General features: G+C 64.5%; 18 protein-coding genes. 15 read left to right on the top strand and 3 right to left on the bottom strand.

Annotated features, from left to right (window positions below):
• The first annotated feature begins 11 nt into the window (after positions 1–11).
• Positions 12–713, top strand: a complete 702-nt coding sequence (locus tag NTU39_RS25640) for a heme-copper oxidase subunit III family protein (protein WP_150663585.1) — start codon at positions 12–14, stop codon at positions 711–713.
• An 8-nt stretch (positions 714–721) separates the two neighbouring features.
• Complete coding sequence (locus tag NTU39_RS25635) at positions 722–1,063, top strand: cytochrome C oxidase subunit IV family protein (protein WP_039393862.1); 342 nt, start codon at positions 722–724, stop codon at positions 1,061–1,063.
• Positions 1,064–1,105: 42 nt separating this feature from the next.
• On the opposite strand, the gene NTU39_RS25630 is transcribed toward NTU39_RS25635, so the two are convergent.
• Positions 1,106–2,038, bottom strand: coding sequence for a LysR family transcriptional regulator (locus NTU39_RS25630; protein ID WP_150663584.1), 933 nt, complete (start codon positions 2,036–2,038; stop codon positions 1,106–1,108).
• A gap of 295 nt (positions 2,039–2,333) precedes the next feature.
• Here NTU39_RS25630 and NTU39_RS25625 point away from each other — a divergent pair, with 295 nt between their 5' ends.
• The 10 genes from NTU39_RS25625 (at position 2,334) to NTU39_RS25580 (ending at position 13,573) form a co-directional block, all read left to right on the top strand.
• A complete protein-coding gene (locus NTU39_RS25625) occupies positions 2,334–3,107 on the top strand; it encodes a putative hydro-lyase (RefSeq protein WP_150664160.1) in 774 nt (257 codons plus the stop codon).
• 188 nt (positions 3,108–3,295) lie between these two features.
• The gene (locus NTU39_RS25620; RefSeq protein ID WP_150663583.1) at positions 3,296–4,621 is read left to right on the top strand and encodes an MFS transporter; all 1,326 of its coding nucleotides are present in this window, start codon (positions 3,296–3,298) and stop codon (positions 4,619–4,621) included.
• 113 nt (positions 4,622–4,734) lie between these two features.
• Complete coding sequence (locus NTU39_RS25615; RefSeq protein WP_257958852.1) at positions 4,735–8,409, top strand: hydantoinase B/oxoprolinase family protein; 3,675 nt, start codon at positions 4,735–4,737, stop codon at positions 8,407–8,409.
• Between the two features lie 225 nt (positions 8,410–8,634).
• Positions 8,635–9,057 (top strand): hypothetical protein, encoded by a 423-nt coding sequence (locus tag NTU39_RS25610; RefSeq protein WP_150663581.1) that lies wholly within the window; start codon positions 8,635–8,637, stop codon positions 9,055–9,057.
• Positions 9,058–9,067: 10 nt separating this feature from the next.
• Positions 9,068–9,613 carry a hypothetical protein gene (locus NTU39_RS25605; RefSeq protein ID WP_257958851.1) on the top strand — a complete coding sequence of 182 codons (546 nt, stop codon included), beginning with the start codon at positions 9,068–9,070 and terminating at the stop codon, positions 9,611–9,613.
• Positions 9,614–9,684: 71 nt separating this feature from the next.
• Positions 9,685–10,311 (top strand): hypothetical protein, encoded by a 627-nt coding sequence (locus NTU39_RS25600; RefSeq protein WP_257958850.1) that lies wholly within the window; start codon positions 9,685–9,687, stop codon positions 10,309–10,311.
• Positions 10,308–10,835 carry a CesD/SycD/LcrH family type III secretion system chaperone gene (locus NTU39_RS25595; protein WP_246184490.1) on the top strand — a complete coding sequence of 176 codons (528 nt, stop codon included), beginning with the start codon at positions 10,308–10,310 and terminating at the stop codon, positions 10,833–10,835. The genes NTU39_RS25600 and NTU39_RS25595 overlap by 4 nt, the downstream gene beginning before the upstream one ends.
• Before the next feature lie 113 nt (positions 10,836–10,948).
• Entirely contained in the window at positions 10,949–12,325 is a 1,377-nt protein-coding gene (gene sctE / locus NTU39_RS25590; RefSeq protein ID WP_174984449.1) for a type III secretion system translocon subunit SseC family protein, read from the top strand.
• A 62-nt stretch (positions 12,326–12,387) separates the two neighbouring features.
• Complete coding sequence (locus tag NTU39_RS25585) at positions 12,388–13,026, top strand: hypothetical protein (protein WP_257958849.1); 639 nt, start codon at positions 12,388–12,390, stop codon at positions 13,024–13,026.
• A gap of 109 nt (positions 13,027–13,135) precedes the next feature.
• Positions 13,136–13,573 (top strand): hypothetical protein, encoded by a 438-nt coding sequence (locus NTU39_RS25580; RefSeq protein ID WP_257958848.1) that lies wholly within the window; start codon positions 13,136–13,138, stop codon positions 13,571–13,573.
• On the opposite strand, the gene NTU39_RS25575 is transcribed toward NTU39_RS25580, so the two are convergent.
• Positions 13,537–14,991, bottom strand: coding sequence for an SLC13 family permease (locus NTU39_RS25575; protein WP_150663575.1), 1,455 nt, complete (start codon positions 14,989–14,991; stop codon positions 13,537–13,539). The genes NTU39_RS25580 and NTU39_RS25575 overlap by 37 nt on opposite strands.
• Here NTU39_RS25575 and NTU39_RS25570 point away from each other — a divergent pair.
• Complete coding sequence (locus NTU39_RS25570) at positions 14,990–15,460, top strand: GIY-YIG nuclease family protein (RefSeq protein WP_257958847.1); 471 nt, start codon at positions 14,990–14,992, stop codon at positions 15,458–15,460. The genes NTU39_RS25575 and NTU39_RS25570 overlap by 2 nt on opposite strands.
• Here the strand turns inward: NTU39_RS25570 and NTU39_RS25565 are convergent.
• Complete coding sequence (locus tag NTU39_RS25565) at positions 15,432–16,631, bottom strand: serine hydrolase domain-containing protein (RefSeq protein WP_257958846.1); 1,200 nt, start codon at positions 16,629–16,631, stop codon at positions 15,432–15,434. The genes NTU39_RS25570 and NTU39_RS25565 overlap by 29 nt on opposite strands.
• A gap of 570 nt (positions 16,632–17,201) precedes the next feature.
• On the opposite strand from NTU39_RS25565, the gene mprF reads away from it, so the two are divergent.
• Both mprF and NTU39_RS25555 read left to right on the top strand, forming a co-directional pair.
• Positions 17,202–19,952: a bifunctional lysylphosphatidylglycerol flippase/synthetase MprF gene (gene mprF / locus NTU39_RS25560; RefSeq protein ID WP_150663573.1), complete on the top strand. Its 2,751-nt coding sequence runs from the start codon at positions 17,202–17,204 to the stop codon at positions 19,950–19,952.
• Positions 19,949–21,733, top strand: a complete 1,785-nt coding sequence (locus NTU39_RS25555; RefSeq protein WP_217426145.1) for a virulence factor family protein — start codon at positions 19,949–19,951, stop codon at positions 21,731–21,733. The genes mprF and NTU39_RS25555 overlap by 4 nt, the downstream gene beginning before the upstream one ends.
• Positions 21,734–21,908: the final 175 nt, after the last annotated feature.

Here is a 21,908-nt window from a genome sequence, read left to right as displayed (position 1 = left end):
GGAGACGCCCCGTGAATACGCCATCGTCCACCCCATCCTCCGCTGCGTCTGCCATCACACCGCCTGACGGCTGGCGCGGCGTCGTCACCGACTGGTCCGGCGACCGCGCCACGTTCCGTGTGCCGTGGGGCAAGGCGATGATGTGGATCTTCCTGCTCTCGGACACCTTTGTGTTCAGCAGCTTCCTGATCGGCTACATGACGGTGCGCATGTCGACTACTGCACCGTGGCCGAATCCGGCGGAGATCTTTGCGCTCAACGTGGGCGGACATCCGGTGCCGCTCCTGCTCATTGCGATCATGACGTTCGTGCTCATCACGAGCAGCGGCACGATGGCGATGGCGGTGAATTACGCCTACCGGCGCGACCGCGACAAGACCGCAGCGTGCATTCTCGCGACGGCGTATTTCGGCATCGCCTTCGTCGGCATGCAAGCCTTCGAATGGACGAACCTGATCGTGCACGAAGGCATTCGTCCGTGGGGCAATTCGATGGGGGCGGCGCAGTTCGGCGCGTGCTTCTTCATGATCACGGGGTTTCACGGGCTGCATGTCAGCGCGGGCGTGATCTATTTGCTGACCGTCATGCGTAAAGTGCTCAACGGCACGCTGGAGCGACGCGGCAATTACGAACTGGTGGAGATCGCGGGCCTGTACTGGCACTTCGTCGATCTCGTGTGGGTGTTCATCTTTGCGCTGTTTTATCTCTGGTAGGAGGCGCGATGGAATCCTCTGCGGCAGCGACGCAAAGTGCCGGTCACACCGGCCAACAACACGCAGTCGGCCTCTACCTGAAGGTATGGGGGCTGTTGTTCGTGCTCTCGACGTTCTCGTATCTCGTCGACTACGCGAATCTCCAGGGCTATCTGCGATGGGGATTGATTCTCGCGCTGATGATCGCCAAGGCGGGTCTCATCGTCGCGGTGTTCATGCACATGCGATGGGAGCGGCTCGCGCTCGTCTACGCCATTCTGATTCCGCCGTTGGCGCTGCTAGTGCTGATGTCGCTGATGGCGTCGGAGGCGGACTTCACGTTCGTCACGCGGCTGGCGCACTTTCACTGAGTGGCATAGCGATTCGTTAGCGACGTCGGCAACGTCGGCGCCTCACAGCAATTCCACCAACCGCCGGTCGCTCTTCTGACAGTACTCCGCACATGCGGCACGCGCGGCGGTGCCCGCACCGTGCACGAACAGCGGCGCATCGGCACGGCGCGACATCGACACCACGATGGACGGCGGCGCTGGCTGCAAGGGCAACTCGACGACTTCCCCGTTGGCGATCAACGCGTCGACGAACAGACGCGGAATTGCGGCGACGCCGAACCCGTCGCGCACCAGTTGCACGATCACGGCAATCGACGGCGAGCCGGTAATGCGCGTCTCGGACAGCGGCACGCCGTGCACGCCGGCCAGCTTGGCCACGATGTCTTCCAGCGCGCGATGCGGCGCGGTCCCGCGTCCGTAGGTCAGGATTGGATGCTGTAAGACTTGCTTCGCGAGCCCGCTGCGCGTGTTCGGAAACATCCCCTTGCGCGCAATCCAGTGCACCGGATAGTTGGCGAGTGCGTTGCACACCACGCTGCTGTCGTCGCTGCCTTCCACACGAATGATGAGGTCGAGTTCGTCGGCCATGAGACGCCGCTGCAACTGCACGGAGACGTCGACCGTCAGCTCGACTTCGAGCGTCGGATAGTCGGCGGCGAGGCGTCGCAGATAGTTCGGCAGCCAGCTGTGCACGACCGTCTCGATCACCCCCAGACGCAGCCGTCCTCGCAACGTGCTTTCCCCGGACGCCGCCGCCTGCAAACGACGCGCAGCCTCCACCACCGCCTTCGCATAGCCCAGCAGGTATTCCCCGTTCGGTGTGAGTCGAAACTCGCGGCTGTCGCGGTCGACAAGCTCGGTCTTCAACTCCTCTTCCAGCACCTTGAGCCGCTGCGAGATGGCCGCAGGCGTCGCATGCAACGCCGTGGCCGTTGCGCGAAAGTTGCGCAGCTTGGCGAGCGTGACGAAGGTTTCGAGAAAGCGCGTGTTCATGGGGCTCCGTGAGCGTCGATGGACCGGGAGGGGGCGGGAAGCGGCCCAAAGTCTGCGACGCAAGGTGTGCAGTGTGCTGAACGGTGCAGTGAAAATAAATGCAACGGACCTCGGGAAAACCCCCGAGGTCGTTAAGAAATTTTATACACAGAGGCGAACAAAAACTCGTTAGCGGCAACTTTTTTTTCTTCCTATGCTTCTCCCATCCGATGCCGCATTGGCGTCTCCCCCTCAAGCTGGATCTGCCATGAACCACCGAGCCACCCCGCACGACTTCACTTCGCAACGCGACACCATTACGCCATACGAATTTCGTCAGGCCGTGCGCTCGGCGCAGTTCCGTGGGCCGACCGCTGGCTATTGCGGCGACTTTGCACAGGCGAATCTCGCTATCGTGCCGGTAGCGCATGCGCACGATTTCCTGCGCTTCTGCCAGAGCAATCCGAAGGCGTGTCCGCTGCTGGGCGTTGGTGAGCCCGGACAATGGCACGTGCCCGCGCTGGGCCGCGAAGTCGATATCCGCACCGACGTGCCGGGCTACAACGTCTATCGCGACGGCAAGCTCGACGCCCAGGTCGATAACCTCGCCGAGTTCTGGCAGAGCGACTTCGTGGTGTTCGCCATTGGCTGCTCGTTCTCGTTCGAGGACATGCTGGCCAAGGCGGGCATTCCACTGCGTCACGTGGATGAGGGCCGCAACGTGCCGATGTACCGCACCAACATCGCGAATCAGCGCGCCGGTAAGTTCGGTGGCGAACTGGTCGTGTCGATGCGGCCGATGAAGGGCGCAGACGCCATTCGCGCTGTCCAGATCACGAGCCGCTTTCCCGGCGTGCACGGCGCGCCGATCCATATCGGCGACCCGTCGGCGCTGGGCATTGCGGACTTGGCGAAACCGGACTTCGGCGACGCCGTGACGATTCGCGACGGTGAGCTGCCTGTGTACTGGGCTTGTGGCGTCACGCCGCAAACGGCGCTCATGGGCGCAAAGCTGCCGCTCGCGATCGGGCATCGTCCCGGCTACATGCTGATGACGGATATCACGAACGCGTCGCTGGCCGTCTTCTGAAGTCATTCAGGACCCGCAATACCCGCATCACTCGCACCACCCGGCATTAACGAATCAGCAAAAGAACCGCGCCATAAAAGGCTGCGGCGGGAGAGGTATTGCCCGCCGGTGACGACTTACGCCTGTCGGATGAGCGCGGCCCGAGTGCATCACACGGCAAGTCAGGACATCACCGGAGTCTTATTCTCATGGAAAGCAAAACCCCCCTCGCGCCCCCCGTAGGCACAGATTCCTCTGCGCCCGCCGAAGCGGGCGGTAGCCTGTTCGGCTGGTACGGCGACGCCACACCGCGCGAGAAGCGCGCGTTCTGGAGCTGTAAGGTCGGCTACATGCTCGACGGCATGGACACCCAGATGCTGAGCTTCGTCATCCCGACGCTGATCGCCACGTGGGGCATCAGCCTCGCCGACGCGGGCTTCATCGGCACACTCACGCTGCTTGCCTCGGCCCTCGGCGGCTGGGTCGCGGGCATCCTCTCGGATCGCATCGGCCGCGTGCGCACGCTGCAACTCACGGTGCTGTGGTTCGCCGTGTTCACCGGGCTGTGCGGCCTCGCACAGAACTACCATCAACTGCTCGCCGCGCGTGCGCTCATGGGCTTCGGCTTCGGCGGCGAATGGACGGCGGGCGCTGTGCTCATCGGCGAAGTCATCCGTGCTCGGGACCGCGGCAAAGCTGTGGGTCTCGTGCAATCGGGCTGGGCCATCGGTTGGGGGCTAACGGCCATCCTTTACTCGGTGCTGTTCTCGCTGATGCCGGGCGAACTGGCATGGCGTGCGCTGTTCCTGATCGGGCTGCTGCCTGCACTGCTCGTGCTGTTCATCCGCCGCTATGTGCAGGAGCCGGAGGTGTACCAGAAGGAGAAGGCCAAGCAGACGAAGTCGGAAGACGCGCCCGGCATGACCGCCATCTTCAGCCCGGCGCTGCTCTCCACGACGATTCGCGCTGCATTGCTCACGACCGGCGCACAAGGTGGCTACTACGCCATCACGACCTGGCTGCCGACGTTCCTGAAGACGGAGCGCCACCTCACCGTGATGGGCACCGGCGGCTATCTCGCGATGATCATCTTCGGCTCGTGGGTCGGCTACCTCGCGAGTTCGTATCTGACGGACCGTCTTGGCCGTAAGCCGAACTTCATTCTGTTCGCTGTGGGCTCGATGGTGATTGCGTTCTCGTACACCTCGCTGCCGCTGACCGATAGCGCGATGTTCTGGCTCGGCTTCCCGCTCGGCTTCTTCGCATCGGGCATCTTCAGCGGCATGGGCGCGTTCCTGACCGAGTTGTTCCCCACGCGGGTTCGCGGCTCAGGGCAAGGCTTTTGCTACAACGTCGGCCGTGCCGTCGGCGCACTGTTCCCGTTCCTGATCGGCATGCTCTCGAAGGAATACGGCCTGGGCACGACCATCGGCATCTTCGCCGGTGTGGCCTACGGCGTGCTGATCATCGCAGCACTCACGCTGCCCGAGACGCGCGGTCGCGAACTCGAATCGCTTGAAACCACCACGCACTGATCGACTGACGCAAGGCGGTGCCCCGCGCACCGCCTGTCATCGCCACGTTATCGCCGCGTTATCGCTTCTCGCCTGATCCCCTGACTGACACCCCCCGTTTTGCGAATGACATCATGACGAACGCTCTCACGCCCTCCGCCCAAAACCGCGCACCCGCGCATCAGACCGCGTCGCGCTGGCAGTTCTGGATCGACCGTGGCGGCACCTTCACCGATATCGTGGCGCGCCGCCCGGACGGCACGCTCGTCACGCACAAGTTGCTCTCGGAGAACCCGGAGCAGTACCGCGACGCAGCCGTCGCGGGCATCCGGCACCTGCTGGGGCTGAGCGCCGACGAGCCGATCACGCCCGATCTCGTCGATATGGTGAAGATGGGCACGACCGTGGCGACCAACGCCTTGCTCGAACGCAAGGGCGAACCGCTGGCGCTCGTCACGACGCACGGCTTTCGCGACGCACTGCGCATCGCGTATCAGAATCGCCCGCGACTGTTCGATCTCGACATCGCACTGCCCGAAGCGCTGTACGCCGACGTCGTGGAAATCGACGAGCGTGTGGGTGCGCACGGCGAAGTCGTTCGCGAGCTGGATGTGGTGTCCGCCCGTAGTGCGCTCGAAGCGCTTTACGCGAAGGGTATCCGCGCGATGGCCATCGTGCTGATGCATGGCTACCGCTATCAGGCCCATGAGAAGACGCTCGCCGCGATGGCGCGCGACATCGGCTTCACGCAAGTCTCCGTCTCACACGAAGTCTCGCCGCTGATGAAGCTGGTCTCGCGCGGCGACACCACCGTGGTGGACGCGTATCTGTCGCCGATCCTGCGCCGGTACGTCGAACAGGTGGCGAAGGAAATGCCGGGCGTGAATCTGCAATTCATGCAGAGCAGCGGTGGCCTCACGCGCGCCGACAACTTCCAGGGCAAGGACGCGATTCTTTCCGGTCCCGCAGGCGGCATCGTCGGCATGGTACGTGCGTCGAGCGCAGCGGGCTTCGAGCGCGTGATCGGCTTCGACATGGGCGGCACGTCGACGGACGTCTCGCACTACAACGGCGAGTTCGAGCGCGTGTTCGAGACGCAGGTCGCCGGGGTGCGCATGCGTGCGCCGATGATGAGCATCCACACGGTGGCGGCGGGTGGCGGCTCGGTGCTGTCGTTCGACGGCACGCGCCTGCGCGTTGGGCCGGAGTCGGCGGGCGCGAACCCCGGTCCGGCGGCGTATCGTCGCGGTGGCCCGCTCGCGGTCACGGACTGCAACGTCATGCTCGGGAAGATTCAACCCGCGCACTTCCCGAAGGTCTTCGGTCCGCACGCCAACGAACCGCTCGACCGCGACGTCGTGGTCGCGAAGTTCACGGCACTGGCCGCCGAGATCGAGAAGGCGACGGGCCGCCGTCAGACCCCCGAAGCGCTCGCCGAGGGCTTCCTCGACATCGCCATCGGCGCGATGGCCAACGCCATCAAGAAAATCTCCGTGCAGCGCGGTCACGACGTGAGCCGCTATGTGCTGACGACGTTCGGCGGCGCGGGCGGTCAGCACGCATGCGGTGTGGCCGACGCGCTCGGCATGACCCAGGTCTTCGCTCATCCGCTCGCGGGCGTGCTGTCGGCCTACGGCATGGGGCTGGCCGACCAGACGGCGATGCGCGAACGCATGATCGAAGCGCCGCTAGCTGATGACGGTCTTGTGGCCCTCGAAGACGCGCTCGGCGCGCTGGCCGACGATGCGGTGAATGCGCTCCTGTCGCAGGGCGTGCCACCGTCGCGTATCGAGACGGTGCGCCGCGTGCACGTGCGTTATGCGGGCACGGACTCGGCCATCGCCGTGCCGTTCGGCAGCGCGGCGCAGATGCGCGACGCGTTCGAAGCCGCGTACCGTCAGCGCTATTCGTTCCTGATGGACGGGGCGGCGCTGATCGTCGAAGTGGCATCGGTCGAGGCCATCGGACTGTCGGATGCGCCGGTCGACATTGCCCCGCTCGAAGCACGCACGTCCGGTGCGCCGCAAGCCATCGATCAGGTGAAGCTCTACGCCGCTGGCACGTGGCACGACGCGGCGCTGTTCGAGCGCGACACGCTGCTCGCGGGCGACACCCTCGACGGTCCCGCCATCGTGGCGGAGAAGAGCGGCACGACGGTCGTGGAGCCGGGCTGGCAGGCGCAGATGACCGGGCAGGGCAACCTCGTGCTCACGCGCGTGGTGCCCCGGGAGACACAGCGCGGACTCGGCACGCAGGCCGATCCGGTGCGCCTTGAAATCTTCAACAATCTCTTCATGTCGATTGCCGAGCAGATGGGGTTGCGTCTGCAAAACACGGCGTACTCGGTGAACATCAAGGAGCGTCTGGACTTCTCGTGCGCGCTGTTCGACCGTGACGGCAACCTCATCGCCAACGCACCGCACATGCCGGTCCATCTGGGATCGATGGGCGAGAGCATCAAGACGGTGATCGAGCGCAATCGCGGGCGCATGCGCGAGGGCGACGTCTTCATGCTTAACGACCCGTATCACGGCGGTACGCACTTGCCGGACGTCACCGTCATCACGCCGGTGTTCGTCAAAGATGACGACGGTGCATCGGGTTCACGTGTGGCGGAGCCGCTGTTCTACGTCGGATCGCGTGGCCATCACGCGGATATCGGCGGGATCACGCCGGGCTCGATGCCGCCGGATTCCACGCACGTCGAAGAAGAGGGCGTGCTGATCGACAACTGGCAACTCGTGGCCGCAGGCGAGCTGAGCGACCGTGAGACACGCGAGCTGCTCGGCGGCGCACGCTACCCGGCGCGCAACATCGACCAGAACATGGCCGATCTGCGCGCGCAGGTGGCGGCGAACCAGAAGGGCGTGGACGAGCTGCGCCGCATGGTGAACGACTTCGGGCGCGACGTCGTACTCGCGTACATGGGGCACGTTCAGGACAACGCCGAAGCGGCGGTGCGTCGCGTGATCGGAGCGCTGGGCGACGGGCACTACCGCTATCCGCTCGACAACGGGGCGGTCATCGACGTGACGATTCGTGTCGATCAGGCGTCGAGAAGCGCCACCATCGATTTCACCGGTACGTCGGCGCAACTGCCGAACAACTTCAACGCCCCGCGTGCGGTGTGCATGGCGGCGGTGCTGTACGTCTTCCGCACACTTGTGGACGACGACATCCCGCTCAACGCAGGCTGTCTGAAACCGCTCACGGTGATCGTGCCGGAGGGGTCGATGCTCAACCCCGTGTATCCGGCGGCAGTGGTGTCGGGCAACGTGGAGACGTCGTCGGCGATCACCAACGCGCTTTATGGTGCGCTCGGCAGCGTGGCTTCGAGCCAGGGCACGATGAACAACTTCACCTTCGGCAACGAGACGTACCAGTACTACGAGACCATCTCGGGCGGCAGCGGGGCGGGCAACGGCTTCAACGGTTCGGATGCTGTGCAGACGCACATGACGAACTCGCGTCTGACCGATCCGGAAGTGCTGGAGTGGCGCTATCCGGTGCGTCTCGAGAGTCATCGCATTCGTGCGGGGTCGGGCGGCAGCGGACGCTGGCAAGGCGGTAACGGCGCGGTGCGACGCATTCGCTTCCTCACACCGATGACGGCGTCGATTCTCTCCAACAATCGTGTGCACGCACCGTTCGGTGCACAGGGCGGTGGGACGGGCGCTCTGGGTGCCAACTACGTTGAACGCGTAGACGGTTCGCGCGAGGAGTTGGCACACATCGGACGCACGCAGATGCAGCCGGGCGACATCTTTGTCGTGGAGACGCCGGGAGGCGGTGGCTTCGGGCAGGCGTGAAGCCGAAGGCTCGATCTAAAGTCGCGTGACCGGAACGTCCCGCCGGATAAGGGGCTGCGCATCGTGCAACGCGATGCGCGTAACCGCTTCGTCACTGGGAAATGACTGAAGTGAGACCGGTTCCCGGAAGGGATTGCGGGCTTTGCAAAGGCGCACCATGAGGACCTCCGTACGATGCCGTTGTCGTGATGACAACCGCTACGAAACGTACGGAGGTGCCCTGAAATGTCCCAGATGTCCGCAACACCCCAAGAGCCGAACGCTCTGAACGCCACTGAGGCGACGTCCTCTTCCCCGCTCCCGGAAACGCATGACCCCGATGCCCTGCTCGCGCAGTACGAGCGCGCTTGTGGCGAAATCCAGATGGCCGGTCGCAAGCTGGCACGTCAGACGCTCGACTATCAGACAGTACTCGACGAGATCGAGCGGATGGAAAAGGCTGGGACACCGCAGGCGACGGACAAGCTTGCCCGTCTCGATGCCCTCCTCGACAGCGAAGCATTTCAGCGCGAAGCGCGCGAGATCGAACGCATGGCCGTCGCTCTGGCCGGTGTGATCGAACGGTTGAACGCCGAGGTGCCCGCGACGGACGCTGAAGCGGGGCGCGTTCCGGCGCGTAGCCGGGCGATGCATCGGACCTGCGCGTGACGGAGGCGACATGATCTATCGAACCATCGACATGCCCTCCACGCACCACGTGCCGCGACTGGGTGGCGCGTTTGCGCAGGGTGCGAGTTCCGCATCGCAAAGCCGCGCAGGCGACAACCCGCTGTTGAGCACGATGCAGCGCGCAAGCGAGCAGATGGACGGCTTGCAGGTGCGCGTCGACGAATGGCTGGGCAAGGCGCGCGCCCGTTCGGCGAACGCTCGCGATGCCCGTAACTGGCTGACGTCGATTGACGAGATGCAGCGGCGCTTGCGCGCAGGCGAATCCACAGTGACTTTGCCGGATGGATTGCGTGAGTTTGTGGTGCGCAACGCGCTGATGTCGACGTCGCCCGCGTCGGGTGCGCTTGGCACCGCCGCCCTGGCCAGCCTCAGGGCCAGCGTGCAGTCGATGGCGTCGGGCGCGAGCGAGTCGACCACCGTCGAACAGATCGAACTCAAGCAGTTTCTGTCGCGCTACGAGAACGCGCTGACGTTGAGCAACGCGGTCATCGTCAAGTTGCGCGACATCATGAGCAAGATCACCAGCAGCCTCTGACGGCTGTCTTTAACTTCACGTCTCATCTCTGTCTGCCTCCCTCATATCTAATCGAATTCAGGAACGACCTCATGACTTCAATCCAATCGAACGCGTATCGCTACGGCGCGTCGGCCTCGCAGCAGATGTCGCCGGACGTCACGCTGACGTCCGCGCGCACCGTCGACATTCACTCGCTGTTGCTGGCGCACGCCGCCACGCTCATGCAGGCCAGCGGCGGCGACGCCAAGCTGAAGATCGACTCGATGCGCGCGCGTCAGGCGCACGGTCGCGAGGCGCGCGATGTGGCGAATCAGATCGAGACGCTCATCAACAAGCTCGGCACCAGCACGACGGCAACGACCAAAGTCGGCGATGGTATCCGTGAATTTTTCGACAAGCACGACCTCAAGATCAGCATCGACGACAGTGGCACGAAGAAGACGCTAATGGACTGGGAGTCGCGCAGCAAGAAGATCGGCGAGGACGGTTATTCAGGACCGTCAGGGTCGTCGGGCGACTACCGCGCCGACCATCTGCGCGCGCTCAAGGCAGCAGCGGACAGCCGGGGTGAAGAAGCGACCGACAGCCGCACCATCGAGAACATCGAAATCAACAAGTTCCTGCAGGAATACAACGGCGTCTCGACGCTCGCCAACACGATCATCAGTTCGCGCGGGCAGCAGCTCAATCAGATCAACGGCTCGATGCGCTCGTGAACGCTTCTTCATTGACGTCCTCGGCGCAGGCGTGTGAGACGCATGACGCGTCAGCCGCCGACGCAGCGGCGATCTTCTCGCGCTTCTTCGAGCGGGGCGGCGCGCTGCGCATGCTTGCGGATCTGGACGAAGGCGATCTGGCGTGTGTTCGTGCGTACGCGCTTCAGCGCTTCAAGGAAGGCGAGATCGCGGCCGCCCAGCGCGTCTATTTCATGCTCGCCACGCTCGACCAATGGTCGTTCGACGACTGGTTCGGTCTTGGCCTGTGCTATCAGCGACTCGGCCAGCACGACGACGCGCTGCCGTGCTTCGCCAAGGCCGGTGTGATCCGCGCGGCAGACCCACGCCCGTCGTATCTGGCGGGCATGAGTTACGAGAGCGTGGGCAATGCGTCTTACGCGACGAAGGCCTACCTCGCGACGCTGAGGCTTTGCGGCGAGAACGCGCAACATCGCAAGCTCGCACATTCGGCGCGCGCCCGGTGCGACGCGCTGTCAACTTCTCCATCGAAAGGAAACACATGACTGTGATTGGCGCAGTAGGCGCGGCATACCGTCCGTCATCCCTGGGTGATGTTCGGGAGCCAACGAAGCAGCGCACGGACACGCCCGCGCCGCATGCCGTGCGAAACGACAAGATGTCCGACGATTGGCTCGCGTTGGAAGACTTCCTTCCCGATGCGACCGACGCCGGGGCGTGGCAAGACGCGGAGGGTGCGTTTGCTCGCTTGCTGCAACGCCTGTACTCGCTGGGCAATGCGATGGCGGCGGACGGCATGCGTCCCTCATCGCAGTTCGGTGTGACCGATCTGGCGAGTCTCGAAACGCTCGATCCGTCCACACTCGTGATGGTGGCGTCGATGATATCGATGCAAGCGATGGGCGACACGGCGAAGTCGACACAGAAGGCGTTGGAGCTGCTGGCGGAGCGTCAGGACAAGCTGCGGCAGGAAGACCTCCAGAAATTCCGCGAGCAGATGGACGCCGCCACGAAAGACGCCGACAAGGCGCGCAAGGGCGGCATCTTCGGTGTGATCTTCGACTGGGTCGTTGCGGCGATCGATGTCGTTGTCGGCGCCGTCAAGGTCGTGACCGGCGTGCTGACGATGAACCCGCTGATGATTGCAGGCGGTATTGCGGACGTCGGCGCGGGCGTTGCGGGCATCGGCGCGGCGGTCTACAAAACGATGGCGCTCGTCGACCCGAAGAACGCCGAGAAGTACGAGGCGGAAGCGACGAAGTGGGGTTACGCGCAGATGGCGTTTCAGGCGCTTGGGATGATCGTTGGCTTCGGTACGTCGGTGCGCGGATTCATGGCATCTCGCTCGGTGACGAAGACTGCCACGCGTGTGATGAAGGGCGGCGCGGGCGACGCGCTCACGAAAGCGGTGAAGGCGGGTGACGACGCAGCGATTGGCGCGATCAAACAGCGTGTCGTCTCCGAGGTCTCGTATCAGGTCGGTATGGAAGTCGGCAAACGCGTCGGCAAGTCGCTCGCGCAGAACGGCACGCGCACTGCGCGCAATCTGGTCAAGCGCGGCTTTAACCGCATGGCCGAGCAATTCACGCAGGAGATGGTCGAGCGGATGGTGTCGCGGTCGTTCGACAACGTCGTCAAGTCGACGGGCAAGCAAGTGGCCAAGGGCGCACGCGTGACGGCGACCGATGTGACGAAGTCGTTCGGCAAGCAGATCGGCTCGCAGGGACGTCGCGCCATCGTGCGTGGCATGTGGTCGCTCTCCGGTGTGATTCGCGGTGGCGTGGTCGGCGCGCGCGAGATCACGGCGGGCGCGATCGGCATTCAGCGCGCGAAGCTGCAACGCCAGGCGCGCGACATGGGAACGGAAATGATGTGGTTGCAGTTCCTGATGGAGCTCAACGGCGACGACAAGAAGCGTGTCGCCAAACGCATGGAGACGTTGTCGGCGCAGCAGGGCGAGATCGCAGAATCGGCCAGCGACGCGGTGACCAAGACGGGCGCTGTGCGCATTCGCATCGCTGCCTCGATGGCGTGAGCGGTGCGTGTTATCGATCATCGACGCGGCTTCGGTCGCGTCTTCCAAAAAGGGGTACATAAATGGCAGGTATAGCAACGACGACGTCGTGGCAGACCACGGCGCAGAGTGAGCGCAGCGCGTGGGTGTCTGATGTTCGGATGCCGGATCGTGGCGGACGTGCCGTCGACGGACTGGTGACGCTCATGCAACTGGTGAAGCTGATGATGGAAATTCGCGTCGGCGAGCGCAACACAGATCAGTCGTACCGATCACGTCACGACGTGATGCTGTTCGCGAGAGGCGTGGCGGCGCGCGACGAGAAATATCGCGCCAACAAGAAGCACTACGAGTCTGCGATGACCTCCGCTGGCGGGTCGCTCTTCACGGGCTTCATGTCGCTCGGCGGCAGTGTGATCGGTGCGCGCTACGGCATGCGCGACAAGATGGAGATCGGGCAGATGTTCGGTGGTGTGGTGAGCGGCGTCGGACAGTTCGGAAAACCGGCGTTCGAGTTTGCGGCCGCCGACCTATCGAACCGGGGACGCGATAACGAGGTGGTCGGCGAGTTCGCCACCGGACTGACCGACGAGACGCGCAAGAGCAACGACCGTTTGCGTCAGCGTATCGATGCGGCGAGCGGTGAGTTGCGCGAGGTCACGCGTCAGTTGTACGGCCTCGCAGGGCAACATCTCACCAAGCTTTACGAAGCCATCCGCTAACTCAGCCAGTGACTTATCCAGTGACCCATTCATGACAGTCTGCGAGCGCGCCGTTGCGGCATTTTTCAGGACTCACCGTTTCACGGCGCGCGCGGAGGTCTGCGAACGCATGCACATTACTCTGGGACAACGCGTCGAGAACGGCGAGTTGTCCCTTTGTCATCGTCTCGACAAAGTCGCTGCGGGCTACGTGCTGACGATTACCGATTTCCGGCTGGATGCCGATGCGCGGTCAAGCGATCAGGCGGTGAGGCGATTCTGTCAGCTGATCCGTACGTTGTTGCGAACGGTGCCGCATCTGAGCTACGTGCGCGGGATGATTCTGCCGGGCGTGAGCGACGCGCATCTGCGTGAAGTGAGGCTTCGGTTGGGCGCGATTCTGGAGCGCGAAGGCGCATTCTGGCGCGACGAGGACGGCGATCGCTGGCTGGTGTTCTGCCGCGATCATCAAGGGGTTCCGACGCGTCGCATGTCCGCTCGCGACACGTCGTCGTCTTCATCTCCGGTAGCTTACGGCAACATGCCGAGCACACGCCACCACACATAGTCCAACGGGAAAAGCAGCACGAGCGAGATGACCGTCATCACGACGGTCAGCCGTGTGCCGTCGCGCATGCCGACGCCGCCGAGGTGCATCGCAATCATCATCGGCGGGCTTTGATACGGCAACAACACCGTGGAGAACACCGGCACCTGAAGCATCAGGACGGTGTAGAGCGGCAGGCCGCTCGCTGTGGAGAGCTGACCCGCGAGCGGTGTGAGTACGGCGGGCAGACCGGGCAGGGTCGCCACAAGCCCGATGGCCGCGCCGATGGCGATGAGCCATGCAGCATTGATGACCGGCGTGCCGGGCACCATGCCCACGGCGTCCAGACATAGCCGCGCAACTTTCTCTCCCAGTCCGCTATCCGCGACGACGGCGCCTACCCCGAGGAACCCTGCGACGTAGATGAGCGGTGTGATCTGCATCTGATCGGTGAAGGTTTTCGGCGTCACGATATGAATCGCGGGCAGCAGACAAATGATCGCAGCAGCCACGGAGATCCACGCGGGGGAGATGCCGTGCCATGCGTCCGTCGCAAAGCCCGCGAGCGCAAGCGCCAGCAGAATGGACAGATGGCGGGCGTCGTTCGTCAGCGCAGGCGGGGTCGTGGTGGATGTGTTCGTGAGCGGACCGTCGTCCGGAAACAGACGACAGACGACCCACACGAGAATGACTGCCTTGAGTGCTCCGAGCACAGGAAAGTGCAGCAGCAGATACGGCGCGTAATGCAGCTTCACGCCATAGAAGGCGTCGGCCGCGCCCATCAGCACGCTGTTCGGAATGTTCGCGGGAAGGATCGTCGTCGGTGGCATGTAGCTCGCGGCGGCGACCATCATCACGAGGCCGGTGCGTCCGCGTCGCCCTTCGGTGAGACCGATGCGATCCGCGAGCGCGAGCACGATGGGGATGAGCAGCAGAATGCGGCCAGTGGTCGAGGGCATCACGAAGGCGAGGCCGACGGCGGCCACCATGACGGACGCGACATAGCGGGGGTACGTCGGACGCTTGAGCGCGAACACCGTGGACGCAAGTCGCGAACCGAGCCCGGTCGTGCGCACGGCCAGCCCGGTGACGGCACCGCCGAAGACGAGCCACCATGCGGCGGAATGGAAACCGGCAAAGATGACTTCGGGCTTCGCGACGTGTAGCAGCGTTGCGAGCAGGAAGAAGGTCAACGTAGTGACGGGTTCGGGGAACAGACCGAACGCCCACGCGCCAATGGTGAAGAGCACGAGGACAGCCGCTTGCGCCGCCGTGGGCGATAGCCCGAGCGTTGTACTTCCGTGACTCGCAGCCCACAGCGCGAGTGCGAGAAGCGCGAACGCGGCGTAACCGCCGAGCGCCCGCAACCGGGCGCGCAATCGTTCGCGACGCAAGAGGTTCGAAGCGTGCAGTGTCTCCGACGAAACCGTTTCGTTCATGGCGCTTGTCGTTTTGATGATGGGCCAGAACAGCGATCTTACATGGTTCGGTCTATGGGATGGTGCGACTACAATACGGGCATCCCTTCAGAAGCAAATTCAGACGTTGGAAACGAACGAAGTCGCAATCGTCACCGCACCGAAGCCCTGGTATCTCTATTTGCTGGAGTGTGCCGGTGGACGCATTTACACGGGGATCACGGTCGACGTGGAGGCGCGTTATGCGGCGCATGTGGCGGGGAAGGGGGCGCGCTTCACGCGGGCGTATCCGCCGTCACGGGTGTTGCTCTCACTGTCGTTTGCCGACCGGTCGACGGCCTCGCGTGCCGAGTACCGCATCAAGCAATTGAGTGCGTCGCAGAAACGCGGCCTGATTGCGGGGACGTACGTCTGCGACTTCTCAGATTTCCTCAGCGACGCCCCCGTCGCCGAGTCATCCCTCAAGGCACCAGACGCGCCTGTCGAATGATGCGTCGCACGTCGCGTTGCAGCGCACCGAACTGGCCGCGCGACGGAATCGGCGAAACCACCAGCGCCCAACTGTCACCCGGCACGGTCTTTTCCACCACGGTGTAATAGGTCGACTGCGTGCGGAAGAAGTCGGCGATGCCGTCGTGACTGATGCGATAGCTTCGATCCCCGGCCCCCGGCAGCAGGAACACGCCGAGCGTGTAATACACATCGCGATCTGAATTCACCGGCCCCGACTGCTTATCGAGCAACAATGTGCGCAGCGTCTTCTCCGTGAGCAGACTCGGGTGACGGACGTCGAACACGCGCCACACTTTGAGCAACGCGCCCGTCGACATCTGCCAGCCCGCGAACGGTGCAAGCAGACGCCAGCTTTCGGGCAGCTTCGCATCCGTCACGCCCAGCGGCGCGAAGATGTTCTTCTCGCAGAAGTCCTTGTAATCCTCGCCGGACACCGCCTCGATCACCATCCCGAGCAACAGATACGAGACGTTCGAATAGACGAAGTCCGAGCGGCCCGTCGAATGGCTGGCCTCGCCCGCATCCAGATAGTTGAAGAAGTCGGCGCTACCGCCCACACGACGGATCGCCAGCCCGCTGAACAGACCGTTGACCGGATCGTTGAAACCGTTCGTTGCGAGCCCCGCGCGGTGGGCGAGCAGGCGTCGCACCGTCAGATCGCGTAACGACGGGTCGAGCGGCTTGCCGTGTTCCTTTGCGTAGTCGGTGAGCAGATCGCTGAGTTTGGCGTCGAGCGACAACTTGCCTTGCTGTACCAGCAGCGCGATCCCGATAGCCGTCACCGACTTCGACAGGCTCGCGACGGGCAGCAATTGCTGGACTTCGTCGCCCGGCGTGGCGGCTTCGAGCGCGACGCCGCCGTCCGACTCGGTGCGCAGCCAGACATGCGAGAGGTTGTAGCGCTCCTTGATCTGCGCGACACCCTGCGCGATGGTCGACTGACCGATCGGCACGGCGGGCTTGATCGGCGTGACCGCGCCCGATGATGGCAGGGCGACGACCGCACCGGTGGCGGATGCGGCGGACGACGCGCTTGACGGCGTCTGGGCGAGCGCGTGACTCGCCGTCATCAGTGTGGCAGCGCCCAGCAGGATAGTCAGGACAACACGGCGTGCAGACGCGCCGGTACGCCCCATAGCCCGTGCCATGTCATGCCAATCGCCTGACATCGCCCATAGCTTTGTACAACGTGCCCCTGCTGCCGGACGGCTATGCCGTTCGACGTTCATTACTTAACTCCCCCCGCGCACAAAACTTCGAACCGCGAATCAACTCTCTTCGGAGTCGGAATGGTTCGGAGTGCGCACGTGCCGCTTTACGGCGATGTTCGAAATCGAAGTGTAGGAAAAACTTCGGGTAAATACCCAGCAAAACCTGCGCATTTTACATTAAGTTGCACATATCGCGCATTTCTGGCGATAGGTGGATGCAATCGGCCGGGCGAAGCCCCGTGCGACGGGCATGGCGCAGCGAACGTCACCGATATTGCGCTGCCGAAACTTCCTCATAACGTGAAGCATCGACCGCAGACGCCCGTCCGGCGGCGTTTTGCGGGCGTTCCGGCATCCTAAGTGAAGCCCTTGTCAGTGACGCACCGACAAGACCTGTTACGCATCGCGGTGTAAGCTATCTCCCAAGATTGACAGGCTCCGACTCGCCCACAGGCCTTAAGGGCGGCGTCCCGATGACGTCGTGCCGGCCGAAGGAACGACCGAAACATGACTGAACCGTCCCGTGCGCGCCCGAGCCGGCCCGCCGATCCAGCTTCCCCTGTGGCGCTTTCTCCGGCCACTGCCGGACACGGCGCTGCGGCCTCTGCCGCTGGCGGGGGTGACGGCAACCCGCCCGAATTACCCAGTGCTTCCTCCCCGTCGCCCGTCGAGGCCGCCTGGCAGGCCTTGCCTGCGCCCATCCGCCTGATCAGACGCTTTCCGTGGAGTGCGGCCCGCCCGTGGCTGATCGTCGCCGGTGTGTTGCTGCTTGGCCTGTTTGTCTTCGACGCGTTGCATCACATGTTGCGACACGTGCATTACGACAACGTGATCGCGGCCATTCACGCCACGCCGGTCACGCGCCTCGTGCTTGCCATGCTGGCAACGTTGGCGAGCTATGCGGCGCTCACCGGCTACGACATCTCTGGACTGGCGTTCGCCGGGGCGAAGGTGAAGCGCTCGACCGTCGTGCTGACGTCGTTCATCGCCTATGCGCTGGGCAACTCCGTCGGTCTGGGCGTGCTGACAGGCGGCACGGTGCGCATGCGGATGTACGCGGCAGCGGGCGTCGATGCCTCGAAGGTCGCGCAGGCCGTCGCGTTCAACGCCGGGGCGTTCGGTCTCGGGATGACGGTGTTCGGCTCGCTGGGGATGTTGTGGGGCGCGTCGCGCGTCTCGGCGCTGGTGCCGATTCCCGCGTGGATGTTGCAGGCCTTCGCGGTGCTGCTACTGGCGGGCGCGGCCGCGTTCCTCGTCCTGTGCGCCCGCAAACGCTCGGTCGCGATCTTCGGCCGCTGGTCGATGCCGTTGCCGCCGCTGCGCCTCGCGTTGCGTCAGTTGGTGATTTCCGCCGCCGACCTCGGCATGGCCGCCGCCGCGCTCTGGTGCCTGCTGCCCGCCGGTGTGGTCGATCTGCCGACGTTCGTCGTCTTCTACGCCATCGCGATGGCGCTCGGCGTGCTCAGCCACGTGCCGGGTGGCGTCGGCGTGTTCGAAGCGGTGATTCTGCTGGCGACGAACGGCCACGCACCGATCAGTCAGGTCGCGGGGGCGCTGGTGCTGTATCGCGGCATCTACTATCTGCTGCCACTGATCTTCGCCGCGTGCCTGCTCGCGGCGTTCGAATTGCGGCAGGGACCGGCCGCCCCGATCGGACGTGCCGCCGTGCGCCTTTTCCCCGGCTTGCTCGCGGCACTCACGCTCGTGGCCGGTGTGATGCTGCTGATCTCAGGGGTGACGCCTGCAACGCGCGATGCCGAGGACTTCCTGAGACGCCATGTGCCGCTGTTCCTCGTGGAGGTGTCGCACCTGCTGGGCAGCGTGGCGGGGCTGTCGATGCTGTTCCTCGCGCGCGGACTGCTGCACCGGCTCGACGCGGCGTGGTGGGGCTCGCTGGGCCTCACCGTCATCGCGGCGGTGCTGGCGATTCCGAAGGGCATCGCGCTGTCGGAATTCTTCGTGCTGGCCGTACTCGCGACCTTGCTGCTCGTCTCGCGCAAGCAGTTTGACCGGCGCTCGTCGCTATTCACGCAGTCGTTCGAACCGGGCTGGATCATCGCCGTGCTGTCGGTGCTGGGCGCGTGTACCTGGCTGATGTTCATGTCGTACCGACGCGTCGGTTACGCGAATCAACTCTGGTGGCAATTCACGTTCGACGGCGATGCGCCGCGCTCGATGCGTGCGCTGATGGTCGTCGCCGTAATCGGACTGGGGTTGTCGTTATGGCAATTGCTGCGGCAATCGCCGGGCGCGATGGTGCCCGCGACGGAAGACGAACTGGCGCGCGCGAAGGCCGTCATCCGCAAGCAACCTGCCGCCGACGCGTGCCTCGCGCTGATGGGCGACAAGAGCTTCCTGTTCTCACCGTCGGGTAACGCGTTCATCATGTACGCGAAGCATCGCCGCTCGTGGGTGTCGCTTTCGGACCCGGTCGGCGATCAGAAGGAATGGCCGGAGCTGATCTGGCGGTTTATCGAACTGGCCGATGCGCACGGTGGTCGCGCGGCGTTCTACAAGACGCGTCCGCAGGCGTTGCCGCTTTACATCGACGCAGGACTGCGCGCGTACAAACTGGGTGAGGAGGCGTTCGTCTCGCTGCCGGAGTTCGGTCTGCAAGGCGCGCGTCGTGCGAATCTGCGTCATGGTGTGACGCGCGGTGAGCGTGAAGGACTGACGCTGGAGATTGTGCCGCCGGAGAACGTTGCGCCTCATCTGGCGGAGATGCGGCTTGTGTCGAATGCGTGGCTTGCGCGTCAGCACACACGCGAGAAGGGCTTTTCGCTGGGGGCGTTCGACGATACGTACGTCGCGCGTCAGCCGGTAGCGCTCGTGCGGCGCGAAGACCGGCTCGTCGCGTTCGCCACGCTGATGTGCCCCGATGTGCAGCGCATCGAAGCGAGCATCGATCTGATGCGTCAGGTGCCCGATTCGCCACCGGGCACGATGGACTTCCTCTTCGCGAAACTGATGCTGCATTTCAAGGCGCAGGGCTATCAACGCTTCGGTCTGGGCATGGCGCCGATGTCGGGCATGGAGACGCATCAGCTTGCGCCGCGCTGGCACCGCTTCGGGCGGATGATGTTCGCGCACGGCGCGCGCTTCTACAACTTCCGGGGGCTGCGCAGCTTCAAGGACAAATTCGATCCGCAATGGGAGGCGCGCTATCTGATGACACCGGGCGGTATTGCACCGATGTTGACGCTGGCCGACGTCGCCGCGCTCGTGGGCGGTGGCTGGAAAGGGATGATTACGAAATGACAGGGAGCGCGATGGCGATGGATGGCAAGGGCGACGGCGGGCGAGCGGGATCGGTGAAACCGGACGTCGGACGCGCGCGCATGACGCGGGCTGCGCGGTATGCGGCGGCGCTCGCGATCACCGTGTCCGCCACTTGCGCGATAGCGCAGACGTCGAAGCCCGCCGAACCAGCAGCCAATGGCGGCAATCCATTGAACGTGCTCAAGCCCGCGCCGAAAGCCGGACCGGTGGCGCAATCGCGCGCCGCAGCGTCGAGCGTCCCCGCACCGGTCATGCCGCAGGCAGCAGCTGCGGCGGCTGGCGCGGCGGCCTTTCGTAGCGCCGGTAATGCAGGCTCGGGCGGCGCTGCCCCCGAGATCATGACGCACGGACGCTTCGAGAGCGTTCCCATTTTCCGGCCGGAGGGCGAACCCAACGCGACGGTGCTGTTCTTCTCCGACGACGACGGCTGGACGCCACGCGCCGAACGCATGGCCCGTGCGCTGGCCGACACCGGCGCGCTGGTCGCGGGCATCGACACCGCGCGGCTGATGGCGAACTACACCAAGGACGACATCGCGTGCGTCTACGCGGCGGGCGATCTCGATAATTTCGGCCGATGGGTCGAGGCCGCCGTCAAACTGCCGGGCTACACCCCGCCGATTCTCGTGGGCGACGGCGTGGGCGGCACGTTCGCGTACGCCATGCTCGCGCAGGCCGGTAGCGACACGTTCTCCGGCGCGTTGTCCGTCGACTTCTGTCCGGTGCTGCCGATGTCGCGCCCGCTGTGTCAGGGCGAAGGTGTGCATTTCGGGCGCGGCATCACACACACGCCGGGCGGCGCACCGATGCGTCTGTTACCCGCGCCGGTGATGAGCGCTCCGTGGCTGGCGATGGGCGGCCCGTCCGGCGGCCCTGCGAGTCCTGCGCGCGCCCCGCGTTGCTCGGACCACGTCGCGCAGGAGTTCGCCGCGCGCACACCCAATTCAAACTGGCTCGTGGGCGGGTTGGCGGGCAGTCTGGGGGCGATGGATACGAGCGGTACGACGTCCGCCTCGGCGACCGGCGCTTCGTCCACGCCGGTGCTGGCCGATTGGGTGACGCAGTACAAGAATGCGTTCCGGCGTCTGAATGCGCACCATGTGGCAGGCACGGCGCGACCGCCTGCGGCCGTGGCCGATTTACCCGTGATCGAGGTGCCAGCGACGGGCAAACCTGCCGCGAATCTGGCCGATACCTTCGCCATCCTGATGTCGGGCGACGGCGGCTGGGCCGGGCTCGATCGCGATGTCGCCGGGGCACTTGCCGCGCATGGCATTCCCGTCGTGGGTGTCGATTCGCTGCGGTACTTCTGGTCGGCGCGCACCCCCGCGTCGGGCGCACTCGACATCGACCGTCTCATGCGCTTCTATCAGACTCGCTGGAACAAGAAGCGCGCGATCCTGATCGGCTACTCGCAGGGGGCCGATGTGCTGCCGTTCATGGTCAACCGGATGCCGCCGCCGGCGCGTGAGCGTGTGGGCCTGCTGGTGCTGATGGGACTCGGTCAGAAGGCCGATTTCGAGTTCCGCATGACCAACTGGGTGATGTCGAGCCAGAACGGGCTGCCGATCCGGCCCGAGGTGGAGCGTCTGCCCGATGGCATGGCGATGTGCATCTATGGCGCGGACGAGGACGACAGCAACTGTCCCGGACTCGATCCCAAACGGGTGCAGGTCGTGAAGATGCCCGGCGGGCACCATTTCGACGGCAACTACACCGCGCTGGCGGACGTGATCCTGCAGGGACTCGCCAAGCGCTGATCCACGCCCGTCCGCCCCGCCCGGCATCGACGGACGGTCGCGGCCGGGCAGACGCTCTCTCATCTGTCGTGCCGTCCCAACGTATCGGGTAACCGCGAGGTATCCGCGCTTTCTCGCCTTGCCTTCCGTGCGGGCGCTCCGTACACTGCGGCCAGTTTTTCCCTATCGCCTCACA

This window comes from Pandoraea commovens, from assembly GCF_024704525.1.
GTDB lineage: Bacteria > Pseudomonadota > Gammaproteobacteria > Burkholderiales > Burkholderiaceae > Pandoraea > Pandoraea commovens.
This window is presented reverse-complemented; position numbering and strand designations above follow the sequence as displayed.

Coding starts and splice junctions, on each gene's coding strand:
- NTU39_RS25575 (WP_150663575.1), bottom strand. CDS start 14,991: ATGAACGAAACGGTTTCGTCGGAGACACTGCACGCTTCGAACCTCTTG.
- NTU39_RS25610 (WP_150663581.1), top strand. CDS start 8,635: ATGTCCCAGATGTCCGCAACACCCCAAGAGCCGAACGCTCTGAACGCC.
- NTU39_RS25565 (WP_257958846.1), bottom strand. CDS start 16,631: ATGGCACGGGCTATGGGGCGTACCGGCGCGTCTGCACGCCGTGTTGTC.
- NTU39_RS25605 (WP_257958851.1), top strand. CDS start 9,068: ATGATCTATCGAACCATCGACATGCCCTCCACGCACCACGTGCCGCGA.
- mprF (WP_150663573.1), top strand. CDS start 17,202: ATGACTGAACCGTCCCGTGCGCGCCCGAGCCGGCCCGCCGATCCAGCT.
- NTU39_RS25580 (WP_257958848.1), top strand. CDS start 13,136: ATGCACATTACTCTGGGACAACGCGTCGAGAACGGCGAGTTGTCCCTT.
- NTU39_RS25630 (WP_150663584.1), bottom strand. CDS start 2,038: ATGAACACGCGCTTTCTCGAAACCTTCGTCACGCTCGCCAAGCTGCGC.
- NTU39_RS25615 (WP_257958852.1), top strand. CDS start 4,735: ATGACGAACGCTCTCACGCCCTCCGCCCAAAACCGCGCACCCGCGCAT.
- NTU39_RS25600 (WP_257958850.1), top strand. CDS start 9,685: ATGACTTCAATCCAATCGAACGCGTATCGCTACGGCGCGTCGGCCTCG.
- NTU39_RS25555 (WP_217426145.1), top strand. CDS start 19,949: ATGACAGGGAGCGCGATGGCGATGGATGGCAAGGGCGACGGCGGGCGA.
- sctE (WP_174984449.1), top strand. CDS start 10,949: ATGTCCGACGATTGGCTCGCGTTGGAAGACTTCCTTCCCGATGCGACC.
- NTU39_RS25570 (WP_257958847.1), top strand. CDS start 14,990: ATGGCGCTTGTCGTTTTGATGATGGGCCAGAACAGCGATCTTACATGG.
- NTU39_RS25585 (WP_257958849.1), top strand. CDS start 12,388: ATGGCAGGTATAGCAACGACGACGTCGTGGCAGACCACGGCGCAGAGT.
- NTU39_RS25635 (WP_039393862.1), top strand. CDS start 722: ATGGAATCCTCTGCGGCAGCGACGCAAAGTGCCGGTCACACCGGCCAA.
- NTU39_RS25620 (WP_150663583.1), top strand. CDS start 3,296: ATGGAAAGCAAAACCCCCCTCGCGCCCCCCGTAGGCACAGATTCCTCT.